At 31.0% G+C, this 14,999-nt stretch carries 12 protein-coding genes and 1 tRNA gene; 6 read left to right on the top strand and 7 right to left on the bottom strand.

What is annotated here, in order from left to right; all coding sequences use genetic code 11:
- Position 1 precedes the first annotated feature (1 nt).
- Entirely contained in the window at positions 2-517 is a 516-nt protein-coding gene (locus tag CLU81_RS26070; protein ID WP_099712510.1) for a DinB family protein, read from the top strand.
- A gap of 181 nt (positions 518-698) precedes the next feature.
- On the opposite strand, the gene recQ is transcribed toward CLU81_RS26070, so the two are convergent.
- The 5 genes from recQ to aroB all read right to left on the bottom strand — a co-directional run bounded on the left by recQ (position 699) and on the right by aroB (position 7,431).
- Complete coding sequence (recQ, locus tag CLU81_RS26065) at positions 699-3,017, bottom strand: DNA helicase RecQ (protein WP_099712509.1); 2,319 nt, start codon at positions 3,015-3,017, stop codon at positions 699-701.
- Positions 3,018-3,167: 150 nt separating this feature from the next.
- On the bottom strand, positions 3,168-3,578 hold the full coding sequence (locus CLU81_RS26060) for a DNA primase (protein WP_099712508.1): 411 nt from the start codon (positions 3,576-3,578) through the stop codon (positions 3,168-3,170).
- A gap of 7 nt (positions 3,579-3,585) precedes the next feature.
- On the bottom strand, positions 3,586-4,554 hold the full coding sequence (locus tag CLU81_RS26055; RefSeq protein ID WP_099712877.1) for a deoxyhypusine synthase family protein: 969 nt from the start codon (positions 4,552-4,554) through the stop codon (positions 3,586-3,588).
- A gap of 108 nt (positions 4,555-4,662) precedes the next feature.
- Positions 4,663-6,066, bottom strand: coding sequence for an arginine decarboxylase (locus tag CLU81_RS26050; protein WP_099712507.1), 1,404 nt, complete (start codon positions 6,064-6,066; stop codon positions 4,663-4,665).
- Positions 6,067-6,363: 297 nt separating this feature from the next.
- Positions 6,364-7,431: a 3-dehydroquinate synthase gene (aroB, locus tag CLU81_RS26045; protein ID WP_099712506.1), complete on the bottom strand. Its 1,068-nt coding sequence runs from the start codon at positions 7,429-7,431 to the stop codon at positions 6,364-6,366.
- 441 nt (positions 7,432-7,872) lie between these two features.
- On the opposite strand from aroB, the gene CLU81_RS26040 reads away from it, so the two are divergent.
- Positions 7,873-9,042 carry a proline dehydrogenase family protein gene (locus tag CLU81_RS26040; RefSeq protein WP_099712505.1) on the top strand — a complete coding sequence of 390 codons (1,170 nt, stop codon included), beginning with the start codon at positions 7,873-7,875 and terminating at the stop codon, positions 9,040-9,042.
- 310 nt (positions 9,043-9,352) lie between these two features.
- Here the strand turns inward: CLU81_RS26040 and CLU81_RS26035 are convergent, their stop codons facing one another.
- Positions 9,353-11,143 (bottom strand): ABC transporter ATP-binding protein, encoded by a 1,791-nt coding sequence (locus tag CLU81_RS26035; protein ID WP_099712504.1) that lies wholly within the window; start codon positions 11,141-11,143, stop codon positions 9,353-9,355.
- A gap of 263 nt (positions 11,144-11,406) precedes the next feature.
- On the opposite strand from CLU81_RS26035, the gene CLU81_RS26030 reads away from it, so the two are divergent.
- The 4 genes from CLU81_RS26030 to CLU81_RS26015 all read left to right on the top strand — a co-directional run bounded on the left by CLU81_RS26030 (position 11,407) and on the right by CLU81_RS26015 (position 13,568).
- A tRNA-Val gene (locus tag CLU81_RS26030) sits at positions 11,407-11,481 on the top strand.
- A gap of 60 nt (positions 11,482-11,541) precedes the next feature.
- On the top strand, positions 11,542-11,793 hold the full coding sequence (locus CLU81_RS26025; RefSeq protein ID WP_099712503.1) for a GIY-YIG nuclease family protein: 252 nt from the start codon (positions 11,542-11,544) through the stop codon (positions 11,791-11,793).
- 204 nt (positions 11,794-11,997) lie between these two features.
- Positions 11,998-12,984, top strand: a complete 987-nt coding sequence (locus CLU81_RS26020; RefSeq protein ID WP_099712502.1) for a hypothetical protein — start codon at positions 11,998-12,000, stop codon at positions 12,982-12,984.
- 38 nt (positions 12,985-13,022) lie between these two features.
- Positions 13,023-13,568 carry a hypothetical protein gene (locus tag CLU81_RS26015; RefSeq protein ID WP_099712501.1) on the top strand — a complete coding sequence of 182 codons (546 nt, stop codon included), beginning with the start codon at positions 13,023-13,025 and terminating at the stop codon, positions 13,566-13,568.
- Here CLU81_RS26015 and CLU81_RS26010 read toward each other — a convergent pair.
- Entirely contained in the window at positions 13,565-14,902 is a 1,338-nt protein-coding gene (locus CLU81_RS26010; protein ID WP_099712500.1) for a WG repeat-containing protein, read from the bottom strand. The two genes, CLU81_RS26015 and CLU81_RS26010, sit on opposite strands and share 4 nt — an antisense overlap.
- Between the last annotated feature and the right edge of the window lie 97 nt (positions 14,903-14,999).

The raw sequence follows: 14,999 nt of genomic DNA, 5'->3' as shown, positions 1-14,999 counted from the left end.
AATGAATAGAGATCAATTAACCGAAAATGAGTATTCAGGTGGATTTGCTAATTATATTAGAGAAGCCGGAAATGTAAATTTGTTTGAAGAATTAGAAATCTCTTTGCATGATTTTATAAAATTTGTTCAAAATATTCCAATGGATAAATTTGATTATCGTTATGCTGAAGGAAAATGGACGATTAAAGATATTATCCAACACATAATGGATTGCGAGCGAATTTTTGCTTATCGCGCTTTACGATTTTCAAGAAACGACAAAACTCCTTTGCCAAGTTTTGAAGAAGATGATTATGCAAATAGTACAGACTCAGGAAGTAGAAGTATTCAAAGTTTATTGACTGAGTTGTCAGCTTTGAGACATTCTAATTTGTTATTTTTCAAAAGCTTATCTGAAGAACAACTAAAAAGAATTGGAACAGCATCAAACAATCAAATTTCTGTTCGTGCTTTGGGCTTTGTAATAATTGGACATCAAAAGCATCATCAAAAAGTTTTTGAAGAAAGATATTTATAGTTTTCTTATAGACATAAAAAAATCCTGTGAAGTTTAGTTCACAGGATTTTTTGTTTATAATCTTCTCATTTCGACCGAAGGTAGAAATCACACAAGAAACTCCATTCCTAAAGATGTCAATCTTTGTCGAATTACTAGTATGATTTCTCCCTTCGGTCGAAATGACAAAAAAACGAGAAAATTATTTTTTCAATTCTAATTTTTTCAATCTGGAGTTTATTGCGCCTTCATTTCTTCCTAACAAAAGCGCTATTTCTTTCACTTTCTTTCCTAGATAAAAATTATGAACAAGATCTGAATCTTCCTCTGAACTCCATTTTTTATAGGCTTCAGGATTTTCTAATCTTTTCTCATCCACTGAATAAGCTTTAATTTTTAGCTTTTCATCGTCATCTTTGTGCCTTTCAATAAAAGCTAATCCAAAACGAATCTTATCATAAGATAATTTTTCTTCAAAATGGTCATAATAAGGTTTTAAGGCTGTTGGATATTCAAGATCAACTTGAGCTTTGTGTAATTGTTTGACTTCGAGATCTGTAACAAATTGGTTTAAATCTAAATCTTCGCCATCTACATATAATTTAGCTAAATGCGAAACAATTGTCGATTGTCCCAAATTTCTTTTTCCGGCAATTTCTTCAATACTATTTCCTTCTTTAAAAAATGCCAGAGTTGTTTTATAAGTATTGCTTTCCTTTTTAACTTTCGCTTTTTCTTTTTTTACTTTTTCATAATAAGTAATAGCATCTATAAATTCCTGACCATATTTTTCAAGTTTAGCTTTTCCAACTCCATCAATAGCAAGGAATTCTTCGTCGCTCGTTGGTCGCAATGTTTCCATTTGTCTTAAAGCGGCATCACTAAAAATTACATATGCCGGAACTTCTTCATCTTTAGAAATTTCATAACGTAATTTTCGAAGTATTTCAAAAAGAGAATTTTTAGCCGCTTTCGGTTTTGCTTCTTTGATTTCGTTTTTGTCAATTACTTTTTTAACAACTGTTGTCAGTTTTACTTTTTCACCTTCGAACAAAACTTTCTTTGCAAAAGGAGTTAGTAAAATTTTATTGTGTTGATGAAAGGCAATTTCACAATATCCTAGATTTATAAGCTGAATTAGATATTGATTCCAATCATACCATGAAATGTCGGCGCCAATTCCGTACGTTTTTAGGTCTTGATAATTTTTTTCGTAGACATACGCGTTTCTCGAGCCTCTTAAAAAATCTACAATCACAGCCAAAGGCTCAGATTCCTGTAAACGGCTAATTGCCGACAATGCTTTTTGCGCGAGAATTGTACCATCGAAAAATTTTGGAGGATTTTTGCAAATATCGCAGTTTCCACAATTCTCATTAACCAATTCTCCGAAATAAGAAAGTAGAATTTTTCTACGGCAGCTTAATGCGTCCGCATATTGTTTCATTCTTTCTAATTTTGCTAATTGTACATCAGAGTTCAATCCTTCTGAAGCAAATTTTTGAAGCTGAATTACATCTGCGTAACTTTCGAATAAAACAGTTTCCGCTGCTAAACCATCACGGCCTGCACGACCAATTTCCTGATAATAACCTTCTATATTTTTAGGTAAATTATAGTGAATCACCCATCTAACATTAGATTTATCAATTCCCATTCCGAAAGCAATTGTAGCGCAAACCACCTGACAATCGTCATTAATAAATTCATCCTGAGTTTTTGCACGAAGTTTATTTTCTAAACCGGCATGATACGCTTTGGCTTTTACACCGTTTTTTTTAAGTTTTTCGGCAAGTTCTTCAGTAGTTTTTCTGCTTAAGCAATAAATAATCCCCGATTCATTAGGTTTCTTTTCGACAAAATCAATGATTTGTTTTACACGATCTAATGCCGGACGAACTTCTAAACTTAAATTTTTTCGATCAAAAGAAGCCACAAAGGTTTTTGGATTTCTTAATTTTAATTGTTTTGTAATATCTGTACGCGTTGCTTTATCAGCAGTTGCGGTCAAAGCCAGAACTGGAGTAGAAGGAAAGCGGCTTTTTAAATATCCTAAATTAGTATACGCAGGACGAAAATCATGTCCCCAAGACGAAATACAATGTGCTTCGTCAATTGCAATCAAACTGATTGTCAACTCGTTAAAGACCACATCAAGATAAGATAAGCTTTCCGGCGCTATATAAACAAGTTTGAATTTATTAGATTTTAAGTTGTCAATATAAAATTGCTGTTCTTCACTTGATTGACTACTATTAATATAACAAGCATTAATTCCATTGGTTTTTAAACTATCGACCTGATCTTTCATCAAGGCAATTAATGGAGATATAACTATTGTAATTCCTGGTAAAACTAAGGCCGGTAATTGAAAACAAATTGATTTTCCACCACCAGTTGGCATAATTGCCAAAGTATCCTGACCAGAAAGAATTGTATTTATGATTGTTTCCTGATTTGGCCTGAATTTCTCAAAACCAAAATTCTCTTTTAGTTTGGCGTGTAATATTTCTGAATTCATTTGGCAGATATTTTTATCATTGTTTTAAGTGCTGTAAAAATATTAAATATACTAATTTTCTTATAAATTAAATATCTTACCCTCAATTATTAATTACATAAAAAAAGGAACTCAATTTGAGTTCCTTTAATTTATTTTGAAAGATATAAATTAATCTTCGTCGTCTTCATCATCATCTTCGTCAGCAATATCATCCGGATCTTTGTCATCGTCATCATCATCGTCTCCGCCATCAGTATCTGGTTTGTCTATTGCATCATCGTCGTCATCGTCATCGCTATCATCATCAAGATCAAGACCTTTTACTGGTTCGATTGTGTCCACATCAAGATCGATGTCGTCATCTTCATCGTAGTTCTCAATTCTGTCAGCAAGTTTGGTACTAATTTTTACTAAATAAATAGTGTCTTCAGTACGAACTTCAACAGCTTCGATCAATTCGTTTTTAGCATTTCTAAAACGGATTACATCCGAATCATCATAACCATCAGGAAATTTCTCTACTAAAAGGTTCAAAATTTCGTTGGTAAGTTTAGCGTAGTCTACTATAACTCTTTTCATAAATATCCTATAAATCTAATAAATAAGCAAAAATTAACGGTGCAACAATTGTAGCATCCGACTCAATAATAAATTTAGGGGTTTTAACATCTAATTTACCCCAAGTGATTTTCTCGTTTGGAACTGCTCCGGAATAAGATCCGTAACTAGTTGTTGAATCTGAAATCTGGCAGAAATAACTCCAGAATGGAATATCATGCATTTCCATATCCTGATACAACATTGGTACCACACAAATAGGAAAATCTCCTGCAATACCACCACCAATTTGGAAAAATCCAATTCCGTTAGTACTATTTTTTGGATACCAATCTGCAAGGAATGTCATATATTCAATTCCTGATTTCATGGTAGAAGCTTTTAATTCTCCTTTGATTACGTATGAAGCAAAGATATTTCCCATTGTACTATCTTCCCATCCCGGAACAATAATAGGTAAATTTTTCTCTGCTGCAGCATACATCCAGCTATCTTTTAGATCTATTTCGTAATATTCTTCTAAAACGCCCGATAATAGCATTTTATACATGAATTCATGTGGGAAATAACGCTCACCTTTATCATCTGCATCTTTCCAGATTTTATAAATGTGTTTTTGTAAACGACGGAAAGCTTCATGTTCAGGAATACAAGTGTCAGTAACACGATTTAATCCTCTTTCAAGTAAAGCCCACTCGTCTTCTGGTGTCAAATCACGATAGTTTGGTACTCTTTCGTAGTGAGAGTGTGCCACTAAATTCATGATGTCTTCTTCTAGATTGGCTCCAGTACATGAAATAATCTGAACTTTATCTTGTCTGATAATTTCGGCAAAAATTTTACCAATTTCTGCTGTACTCATAGCGCCAGCCATACTTACCATCATTTTTGCACCATTTGCCAATTGTTGTTCGTATGCTTTTGCAGCATCAACTAAAGAAGCAGAGTTAAAGTGTAAATAATGTTTTTCAATAAACTGACTGATTGGTCCTTTCATTTGTTTTGTTTTTTGTTTTTCTTTTTTTGAATTAAAAGTTTGACCTTTTACATGATACTGCAAATTAATAATTTTAATTTTATTAACATTTAATTTGCAAGTTTTTTTTTATGCTTTTTTTCTGTAACCTAAAATTTTCAATACGTCGTCAGAAGTTTGTTGTTCTGAGAAAACTTCAGTCGCTAAAATGCCATTTTCATCACGATCGATTAAAATATGTTTAGGTTGCGGAATCAAACAGTGATGTAAACCACCGTATCCTCCAATAGTTTCCTGATACGCACCAGTATTAAAGAAACCAATGTATAATGGTTTTTCTTTGCTGTATTTAGGCAAATAAATGGCGTTCATATTTTGTTCTGAGTTGTAATAATCGTCACTATCACAAGTCAATCCTCCTAATAAAACCCGCTCGTATGTATCATTCCAACGGTTTACCGCCAACATAATAAAACGTTTATTTATAGCCCAAGTATCCGGCAAAGTGGTAATGAATGATGAATCAATCATGTTCCATTTTTCTCTATCATTTTGTTGTTTTTGATACAAAATCTGATAGATTGCGCCACCGCTTTCACCTACTGTAAATGATCCAAATTCTGTAAAAATGTTTGGAACATCAACTTCAGCTTCATCGCATGCAATTTTAATCTGATTGATGATTTCATCAATCATGTATTGGTAATCATATTCGAATGCAAGTGAGTTTTTAATCGGGAAACCACCTCCAATGTTCAAACCATCAAGAGTAGGGCATTCCTTTTTAAGTGCAATGTATACTTTAATACATTTTACTAACTCATTCCAGTAATATGATGTATCGTTTATTCCGGTATTAATGAAAAAGTGAAGCATTTTAAGCTCTAATTTGTCATTTTCCTGAATTTGTTTTTTATAGAACGAAACTATGTTTTTATATCCAATTCCTAATCTTGAAGTATAAAACTCAAATTTAGGCTCTTCCTCAGCTGCAATACGGATTCCGATTTTGAATTTTCCTTTTATTTCAGCCTGAAGCAAATCTAATTCTTCATAATTATCAATAATCGGAATAGTATTTTTATGTCCGCTATTGATTAATCGTGCAATATTACTAATGTATTCGTCTCTCTTAAAACCATTGCAAATTACATAAGTACTTTTGTTGATTTTACCATTTTCAAGCAAATTCTCTACAATATTAACGTCAAATGCTGAAGACGTTTCTATGTGAATGTTATTCTTGAAAGCTTCATTCATAATATATTCAAAATGAGAGCTTTTTGTACAATAACAATAGAAGTATTTTGCATCGTATTTATTCTTTTCCATTGATTTTCTGAACCAGGCTTTTGCCTTATTAATATTCTCAGAAATCTGCGGTAAATATGTAAATTTTAATGGTGTACCATATTGTTCAACTAATTTCATCAAATCAATGTTGTGAAATTGTAAGTTGTCTTTATTTAATTTGAATTCCTCTTGCGGGAAATAGTAAGTTTGATTAATTAGATCAGAATATTTTGTATTCATTTATTTTTAAATATTATAGATTGTGATTTTTAATTTAGGAAACTGTGCTAAATCTAAAATTCAAACCCTAATATTTGCAAATACTATTTGCAGTTTTTCATGTTCTGCTTTCGAGCAAAGGAAAACATCAAAACAAAACGGACTTTTACTATTATAAAAACGATTCAACATCCTTAGTAAGGAACTATTGAGCCGGTTTCTATAAGAGCTAAATTGTTGTTGTTTCTTGTTTGTTTTCATCGTGGCAAATGTAAAAAATAATATATACCCAAAGCAAAGCTTTTTATTAAAAAAAGTTTAAGATTTATAATCTTGAAACGCGTCTAGAATCAATTTATTTTCAACGGATTGATTAATTTTTATTTTTCCGATTCCTTCAATTAATGCAAATTGAATTAAACCGTACTCATTTTTTTTGTCGTGAATTAGCAATTCAAGAATCGGATCGATGTCATTTTCTTCCACTTTTACATCATCATAAATACCTTTTATGGCAGTTTTGATTTCAGCATATTCTTCGGCTGTAATTAAACCTTTGTGTAACGAAATATAACTTTCCAAAATCATTCCAATAGCAATAGCTTCACCATGTAATAATGTTGTTTTAGTTTCACTTTCCAGAAAGTAACTTTCGATTGCGTGCCCTAATGTATGCCCGAAATTTAAAGCTTTACGAATGTTTTTCTCAGTTGGATCCTGAATTACAATATCATTTTTGATTTCGACAGAACGATAAATCAATGCATCAAAATCAGCAAAATCAATGGCTTTCAAATCTAAAAACTGTTTCCAATAAGCTGCATCATAGATTAAACCATGTTTTAGCATTTCTGCCAAACCAGAACGCATTTCGCTTTGCGATAAAGTATCAAGATATTGCGTATCAATTAATACCATTTGAGGTACGTTAATTACGCCTATTTGGTTTTTAAGATTTCCTAGATCAACTCCTGTTTTTCCTCCAACAGAAGCGTCAACCATAGATAATAAAGTAGTTGGGATGTTTATAAAATCAACTCCACGTTTAAAAGTCGAAGCCACAAAACCACCTAAATCCGTAACAACACCGCCGCCAAGATTAATTACAAGTGATTTTCTGTCAGCACCAAGTTCTGTTAAAACATTCCAGATTTCAATACAAGTTTCAATATTTTTATTGGCTTCACCAGATTCAAATTCAATAATTTCAATCGTTAAATCAGTTTCAAGAAGTGGTAAAAATTTAGGTAAGCAATATTCATTTGTCTCATTATCAACTATAATAAACAAATTAGAGTATTTAGTTTCCTTTAAATGATTATTTAGGGCTTCGTATGCATTTTGGTTAAAATGTACGAGATAATTATTGGCTTGAATAGATTGCATATATGTGTAGTTATATTGAAACCGCAAAATAAGGCATTTTTAAGGAAATAATATTCAATCTTTTGTTCTAATTTGTTTTAAAAACAGCTTAAATAAAATGACATTAAATAAGGAAATTTCATTTTTACTTCAGATTTTATCACTCCAGAAAACCCTAAATCTTTAATTAGCTTAAAGTTATGCTTTATTATCGAAAAATCACCGACAAGATCAAAGAAAAACGTTTATACATAATTATTAAAGACAATTTATAGAATAACTCAAGTTTGATTTTTAATACAATCCAAAAGATTTATAAATAAGGAAGAAAATGATAATCAATTTAATGATTTTGTGTTAAAGCTTAATTTTGCTTTTTAACAGTATTGAACGTAAAATATGCCCTGTTTAACTAAATAATATTCAAAACTCTCTCTATATTTGCACAAAAAATAACCTAAAATGGAAAAAATATTCGATAACACTCAAGTTGCATTTTCACTAAAAAGCGATACGGAACTTGATAGAGCTTATTTTCTTTTTAAAATGATCGACAGTCAACCCTTAGTGAGGATAGGAACTGCTGTTACCAATTTTGCTATTAAAGCAAATCTTCCGGTAGAAGGATTAATTCGTGCAACTGTTTTTGACCATTTTTGTGGTGGTGTAAACGAAGACGATTGTATTACAGTGGTAGACAAAATGTTTACAAAAGGTGTTTCGTCTGTTTTAGATTATTCAGTTGAAGGAAAAGAAGAGGAAGAGCAATTTGATGCTGCCTTAGAAATGACTTTAAAAACCATTGAATTTGCTAAAGAACGTTTAGCGATTCCGTTTGCTGTTTTTAAGCCAACAGGTTTTGGTCGTTTTGAATTGTATGAAAAATTAGGAGAAAAACAAACATTAACTCCGGCAGAACAAGCTGAGTGGGATAGAGTAGTAGCCCGTTTTGATCATGTTTGTGGTGAAGCGCACAGAAAAGATGTGGCTTTATTAATTGATGGTGAAGAAAGCTGGATGCAAGATGCTGCTGATGATCTTGTTACAGATATGATGCGTAAGTATAATAAAGAGAAAGCAATCGTTTTCAATACTTTACAAATGTACCGTTGGGATCGTTTAGATTATTTGAAAAAACTACATGAAATTGCCAAAAACGAAGGATTCTTTATTGGAATGAAATTAGTTCGTGGTGCTTACATGGAAAAAGAAAACAAAAGAGCGGAAGAGAAAAATTATGTTTCGCCAATTTGTGTTTCTAAAGAAGCTACAGATGTTAATTATGATGCTGCTGTACATTATATGTTAGAGCATTTAGAGATAATGTCAATTTTTGCAGGAACTCACAACGAATTGAGTTCTTATAAATTGATGGAAATGATGCAGGAAAAAGGAATTGCCAAAAACGATAATAAAATCTGGTTTGGACAATTATACGGAATGAGCGATAATATTAGCTACAATTTAGCCGAAAACGGTTATAATGTTGCTAAATACCTTCCATTTGGACCTGTAAAAGACGTTATGCCGTACTTGATTCGTCGTGCTGAAGAAAATACTTCTGTTGCCGGTCAAACAAGTCGCGAATTGTCAATGATTAAAGCAGAACGCAAACGTAGAAAAGGGAAATAGTCTAGATTTTAGATTATAGATTATAGATTTATACAAAACTCCATTTTGCATTCGCAAATGGAGTTTTTTTATTCCCAAACTTTCAGGTTTGTAGTTGTACTTGTATTCTCGTCTAGTTTGTCATTTCGACCAGAGGTAGAAATCACACAAGAAAGTCCGTGCCTAGAATCGTCAATCTTTATCGAGTTTCGCGTGTGATTTCTCCCTTTGCTCGAAATGACAAAAAAAGCCTGAAATAGTTAACTACTTCAGGCTTTTTTTATCGGAATTTGGTCCCGAAGCTTCGGGATAAAAATTGAAATTTCTAATTTTAAGAATTACTAAACTGTAAATTACTTAAGTTTTTATAAATCCCGTTTTCAAGATTTATTAATTCCTGATGTGTTCCTTCTTCTGTTATTATTCCGTTATCCAGAATTAATATTTTATCAGCGTTTCTAATAGTCGAAAGACGGTGCGCAATAATAATGCTCGTTCTTCCTTCCATTAATACTTCTAAAGCTTCCTGAACCAGTTTCTCGCTTTCGCTATCTAATGATGATGTTGCTTCGTCCAGAATCAAAATACTCGGGTTTTTAAGCAATGCTCTTGCAATCGCAATACGTTGACGTTGTCCGCCTGATAATTTTACACCGCGTTCTCCAACCAAAGTTTCGAATTTCTCCGGAAACCCTTCTACAAAGTTCAAAGCATTTGCTTGTTTTGCAGCCAGCATAATTTCTTCATTTGTTGCATCAGGTTTTCCGTAAGCAATATTCTCTCTAATTGTTCCTCCAAAAAGAATAACATCCTGAGGCACAATACTCATGTTTCCACGAAGATTTTCTAAATCATAATCGTAGATATTTTTTCCATCAACAAGGATTTCTCCCGAAGTGATATCGTAAAAACGTAATAAAAGCGAAGAAATAGTAGATTTTCCGGCTCCACTTGGACCAACAATCGCAATCTTTTGTCCAAATTCTGCTGAGAAATTTACATCTTTCAAAACCTGAACTTCTTTTCTTGAAGGGTAACTAAATGCAACATTCTCGAAAGAAACAATCCCTTTAATTTTCTCAATTGGAGATGTTTTTGGATTTGCATTGATCGCTTCCGGAGTTTCTTCTAATAATTCAAAAACACGTTCTGTTGCTCCAACCGCTTTCTGAATTTGAGCGTACATTTCAGCAATTCCGCCAAAAGAAGCTCCAATAAACGTTGTATAAAGTACAAATGAAATTAAATCTCCAACACCTTCAACTTCACCTTTTATGGTCAATGTGATTCCGTACCAAACTACTGCAACTACGCATCCAAAAAGACATAAAATGATAAACGAAGCAAAATAACCACGATATTGACCACCTTTAATAGCGATTTTTACAATTTCTTTTATTTTGTTTTTATAACGTTGAATTTCGTACCATTCATTAGCGAAAGCTTTTACGTTACTAATTCCCTGAAGTGTTTCTTCAACGATAACCTGACTTTCGGCTACTTTATCTTGTGTTTTCTTTCCGTATTTACGAATAAATCTTCCAAAAATAACGGCAGCAACGGCAACTATTGGCACAATTGCCAACATCATTAAAGTCAATTTTGGACTGATATTTCCCAGAATAACAAATCCTCCAACAATTAGGATTAATTGACGTAAAAACTCTGCAATTGTAGTCGTAAAAGTGTCTTGTAATTGCGAGATATCAGCACTTATTCTACTATTTAATTCTCCAACACGTTTTTGAGAGTAAAAAGACATTGGTAGTTTTACCAGATTTTCATACAAAGCAAAACGAATATTAGATAACGAATTCTCAGTAAAATTTACAAAAAGAGAAATTCTGAAAAAAGAGAAGATAGCTTGAAGCGTAAGGATTACCATTAATCCAACGGCAATTTCGTTTGCTCTGTCAAGGTTTTTGTTGGTAACACAATCAACCAACATTCCCATTAATTTAGGAAAGGCGAGGGCAGTGGCACTCGTTAATAATAAGAAGATCAAACCCAGGAAAAATTTCCATTTATGACCTTTGCCGTATTTAAAAATTCTGAAAGCTTTTTGAAGTGAATTAGAGTCTAATTTAGCCTTAGGTAAATCATTTTCTTGAAATCTTGCCATTTGAGTATACAATTAAGATATGCAAATGTATGACTATAGCAAATGATTACAAAAGAATATTATGAATTAGGCTTTCGTATTGCTGTTTTTAACTAAAAGTAAATAAATTTTAAATTTTTCTTTACTTTTAAGAAGCTGTAAAAGAGTTTACTAAAAAATATCTTCGAAAACTATTTCAATTTTTTCTAAAATATGCTTGTAAATACGAAATCTAGGCGTACATTTGCACTCGCAATCACAAACGATAGCAACCTAGTAAAATAGGGCGATTAGCTCAGCTGGTTCAGAGCACCTCGTTTACACCGAGGGGGTCGGGGGTTCGAACCCCTCATCGCCCACAAAATTCCAAAAACTCCAAAGTCATTAGATTTTGGAGTTTTTTGCTTTATATACATTTTATGGATTTTATAGTTTACATTTTATTTAGTGAAAGCAAGAATAGATTTTACATTGGATTTACCTCTAATTTAGAAGAAAGACTTATTCGTCATAACCAAAAAAGCAAAGGTTTTACAGAAAATGTAAATGACTGGAAAGTAATTTATACTGAGAACTATGAAACCAAAGAACTCGCGCATAAAAGAGAATTACAAATTAAGTCATGGAAAAGCAGAATTAAAATTCAAGAATTAATAAAAAATAAAGATTAGCTCATCTAGTTCAGAGCATTCCGATTTTTCATCGGAAGTGGTCGGGGGGTCGAACCTTCCGATGAAAAATCGGAACAAGCTATCATCGCCCACCAAGAAACTCCTTAAGAAATTAAGGAGTTTTTTTTATGTCTTTTACTTTCCGGAAAATACTTTTTATTGTAAGTTAGTGTGTATATTTAAAATGTCGCTAATTAGTAAAATATGAAATTACAAAACAAAAAGATATTAATTATTCTAATACATTTTTTGAGTTTATTAAATTCATATGCTCAAAATGATGTTAATAAATTATTCTTCAATTTACCTTTAGAATCAAATAGAGACACTATCTACTCATCAATCAAAAAATATGGTTTTATAGAAAAGCATTCGAATAGAATCGTATCTCAAGATGACAATATTATTAAAACATTTAACGGTTACTTAGATACCAAAACCTCAGGAAATGTTTTGGCTGATAGTATAGAAATTCAATTATCAACTGGAGGTACTATTTTAGAAAATGAGAAATATTACCAAAATTTACTAATTATCTGGAGCTATTATCATTTTTCAAATGCTAAAACAGCAAAAATATTCTATAGAGATAAAAAAATTGAAATAGAAAAAATAATGTCTGTAGAACCACTCCATTACAAAGATTTTGAAGACAATAAAAAAACAGGATTTAGCGACAATTTTATTGCTAATAAAGACGATAGAAAAGTTTCCATTCAGTTTAAAAGAGAAAAACAAGAATATATTGTTAGATTAGAATACCAAAGAAATGAAGGAGAAAAAAAACTCAAAAGACAGTTTATCAAGAAAGAATTAATTTTTAGAGAAATAGATAATAAAAATTTATTTCTAGCTAATAATGTAGATCAAGTTCCTATTACAAAAAAATGCTCAACGCAAAATGATAAATCAATAGAATGTTTTAAAGAAAGTATTGCGAGATACATCTGGACCGATGTAGATTTTTACACTTTTGGCTTGACTCCTGGCACTCACCGTATTTTTTTAAAGTTTGTTATAGATAAAAACAAGCAAATTATTAACATTAAAGTAAACCACAAAAACAGCAAACTCTGTAATGAAGTAACGAGAAGTATAAATCAACTAAATATAACAGAACCAGCTATTAACAAAGGAATAAAAGTTGACTTTTTAGCTGAGATTCCATTAACGATATCAATTAACAATTAATCTATTATAACAATCTATCACTTACTTTTACAAAATATATGCTAAACGAAGAACTTAAAGATCAAATTTTAAATACTAAAGTCAACTATATTAATGGCTATCTTACTTCGCTAGCATTACTTAATTCGTATTCAATAGTTGGAATGAAATGTAAATTATATGCTTTCAACTTTTCGGCTGGTGATATTGAAAAATGTATTCAAAATAATGCATATGAACTATTTGGAGTTTATCCTAATGATTGGAATATTGAAATTGAACAAATTAACGATTGGGAAAATAGATTAAAGTCAGAATTAAATGCGTCTTTAAAAAGAAGAATACCAATAGAAAGCGCTAAATCCACTGGTCAGGAATTAGATTATACAGAAAACAGCTTAGTCAAAGACTTAGAACTTCGGACGAGAATTGTTAATGAGTATTTTATCAGTATGTTGAAGAATGAATTTATAACTGATTCAATGGCCGTATATGAACTAAAAATCAAAGAGAAAAGTTCATCCTACAGACTTATAGGAATTGATTTAATATTTGAAATAGATGCTACAAAAATATTATTTCTTCAAATACTTGGAAAAGATTAATCGTAATATCCGCTTAATTTTAAAGGTGTCCCATTTAGCAATTCCCCACCCAAAAACAGTTCTATTTTAGTTTCTTCAGTTTGCAATGTTTTTTTATTTATTGCAAACCACTTTCCGCCAAAAACAGCTATCTGATCGTGAATCGAAATCTCTTTATCAAAATTTTCTGCAGCTTCTAAATCAAAAGATGCATATTTATAAATACTACTTCCAATATTTGCTAGATATAAATCTTGATTATAATCCTCGATCCAATCATATTCAACAGGAATAATATGTTCTAAATCCGAATTAATAATTCCCCATTTTCCATTCAATAGTTTACCTTCTAAATAAGCTTCTCTAATGCTATATGGATTTTTAATCTTTTCTTTTATTGTTTCAAATTCATTTCGAAATTCCTTGTTAGAAACCCATTCATAAGCACCATTAAAAACTTTGAATTTATCTTTTTCAAGATTAAAATCAATAAAATCGAAGATTGCCTTGATTACCTCATTACCACTAAAATCGATAATTCCGTATTTATCTGAATCGGAATTATTAATAATCACTTTAATTAAATTATCATTATAATCAGATAATCCATTATAAGGCAATCTTTTAGTTGTCCGATTTTTTATATTCAAATTAAAAATAAAACCATCTTTTTGAAGAATAGCATTATCATTTTCTTTGTTCACAACAATTGTATTATAAAAATCTTCGCTATACAAAATACCATTATTATCGATAAGACTATAAACGTCAATATCATCATCTATTCTTTTAGAGACTTCAAATAGGTTATAATCATGTATATTTTCTAAATAATAATTTCGATTAAATGAAATAGGAATAATTTCATTCTCAATCATTGCGATATTTGGCAAATCAGTTAGCAAACCTATTTCTTCTTTAATAAATCTACTATGTATATCAAAGTAATACAGTTTTTTTGCGTTTAAATTATTTAGATTAATTTGGTCAGGAGGTCTGGAACAAATAATTGTATTAAACTTTTCGTGGAAAATAATATTTTCAAAAAAAGGCAAAATAGCAACCTTATTAGATTTAATAGACGCAAATAAATTGTTCCTAGAAGAAAATGTATATCTGTAAAATGAAAAGGTATAAAAAACACGATCTTCATAATAATCAGATTGAGATATTTCATATTCATTTCCATTGTAATTAAACAAATATTTGGAATCTTTAATAGGTGAAATGGAGTAAATCTTATATTTTAAATTATCTAAATCTAAATTATTCTCTAAAGAATTTAGATTTAAGTATTCATTTAACTTTTCTAATGTTCCAAAATCGTTTTTGAACATTTCATCTATATTTTCCATTAATGTATGTTTTACATCGCTAATATAGAAAATTTGGATTTGAAGATTTAAAATCCCGATTGGGAAATGCACACGAAGCAGCACACAACGCTGGTAG

Source organism: Flavobacterium sp. 9, assembly GCF_002754195.1.
Taxonomy (GTDB): domain Bacteria; phylum Bacteroidota; class Bacteroidia; order Flavobacteriales; family Flavobacteriaceae; genus Flavobacterium.
This window is presented reverse-complemented; position numbering and strand designations above follow the sequence as displayed.